A 1,727-nucleotide genomic window follows, 5' to 3' on the forward strand; every position below is an offset into this window, starting at 1 on the left:
ACCGAGCACCACGCACGCCAGCACCACCACCGATTCCCAGAACGTGAACGATTCCGGCGACACGAAGCCCTGGAACGAGCCGAACATCGCACCCGACAGGCCGCCGAACGACGCGCCCATTGCGAACGCCAGCAGCTTCACATTGCGGGTGTTGATGCCCATTGCCTTGGCGGCGATTTCATCCTCGCGGATCGCGGCCCACGCGCGGCCGATACGCGAATGCTGCAAGCGGGTACAGACCCAGATCACCAGCAGCGAGCACAGCACGAACAGGTAGTAGTACGAGTACACCGACGGGAACTGGAAGCCGAGCAGCGAGTGTGTCTGCGCGAGGCTGAAACCGCCCACCTGCACCGGATCGATCCCCGTGATCCCCTTCGGGCCGTTGGTGATGTTCACCGGACGGTCGAGGTTGTTCATGAAGATCCGCACGATTTCCCCGAAGCCCAAGGTCACGATCGCGAGGTAGTCGCCACGCAGACGCAGGGTCGGCGCACCGAGCACGATCCCGAAAAACGCGGCGAACGACATCGCGACCGGCACGATGATCCAGATGGGTATATGCAGCCCGTTCGGAGCCAGATGCGCGATCCACTCGAACTGCGTCGCGAGGTGTGGCGAGCTCAGCAAGGCGGCCGTGTAAGCGCCGATCGCGTAGAACGCGATGTAGCCCAAATCCAGCAGGCCGGCGAAGCCGACCACCACGTTCAGGCCCAGCGCGAGCATCACGTACAGCATCGCGAAGTCGAGCACGCGGACCCAGTAGTTGCCGCCGGCTGCGCCGATGATCATCGGTGCGGCGATCACGAAGATCGCCGTGATGATGCCGACGACCAGCGTCTTGCCCAGGTTCTTTTCAGGGATGAGCGTCGTGGACGGCTCGATCGGTTGAATTGAGGTCATGTCTGTTTACTCCTTATGGCCTGGGATCAAGCGCGATCCGCAACGCGTTCGCCGAGCAGCCCCGACGGACGGAACACCAGCACGACGATCAGCACAATGAAGGCGAACACGTCCTGGTAGTTACTGCCGAAAACACCGCCCGTAAGGTTGCCGATATAGCCCGCGCCCAACTGTTCGATCAGGCCGAGAATCACGCCGCCCACCATCGCGCCGCCGAGATTGCCGATCCCGCCCAGCACCGCCGCGGTAAAGGCCTTCAGGCCGGGGATGAAGCCCATGTAGAAGTGTGCGTTGCCGTATTCGGACGCGATCATCACGCCGGCCAGGGCGGCCAACGCCGAGCCGATCATGAAGGTCGCCGAAATCACGAAGTTCGGGTTCACGCCCATCAGGCTCGCGACGCCCGGGTTCTCGGCGATCGCACGCATCGCGCGGCCGAGCCTGGTCTTGTGCACGAGCAGCAGCAGGCCGCCCATCACAAGGAACGCCACCACGATGATCACGATTTCGGTCATCGAGATCACGGCGCCCGGCGTCGTATCGGTGGCCTTGATCACGTTGATCGGGTCGGTGGGCAACAGCTGCGGGAACGGCAGCGGGTTGCGCGACCAGATCATCATCGCGAGGGTCTGCAGCAGGATCGACACACCGATCGCGGTGATCAGCGGTGCGAGACGCGGCGCTTTACGCAACGGCCGGTAGGCCACGCGCTCGATCGTGTAGCCGACCACCGAGCAGACCACCGCCGCGATGATCAGCGCGATGATCAGCGTCGGCACGTTGCCGAGACCGGGGAAGTGGTTCTGCAGCACGCCTATGGCGGA

General features: G+C 63.5%; 2 protein-coding genes. Both read right to left on the reverse strand.

Translation table 11 applies throughout. The annotated features are described in order from the left end of the window. Positions 1–903: ABC transporter permease subunit (locus tag P0D89_RS52630; protein ID WP_408379569.1), on the reverse strand; the 903-nt coding region annotated here is incomplete at its 3' end. Positions 904–929: 26 nt separating this feature from the next. Then, the coding region (locus P0D89_RS52635; protein ID WP_408370758.1) for a branched-chain amino acid ABC transporter permease at positions 930–1,727 on the reverse strand (798 nt) is incomplete at its 5' end.

The sequence above is a fragment of the Paraburkholderia sp. RL18-085-BIA-A genome (assembly GCF_046027075.1).
Taxonomy (GTDB): Bacteria; Pseudomonadota; Gammaproteobacteria; order Burkholderiales; family Burkholderiaceae; genus Paraburkholderia.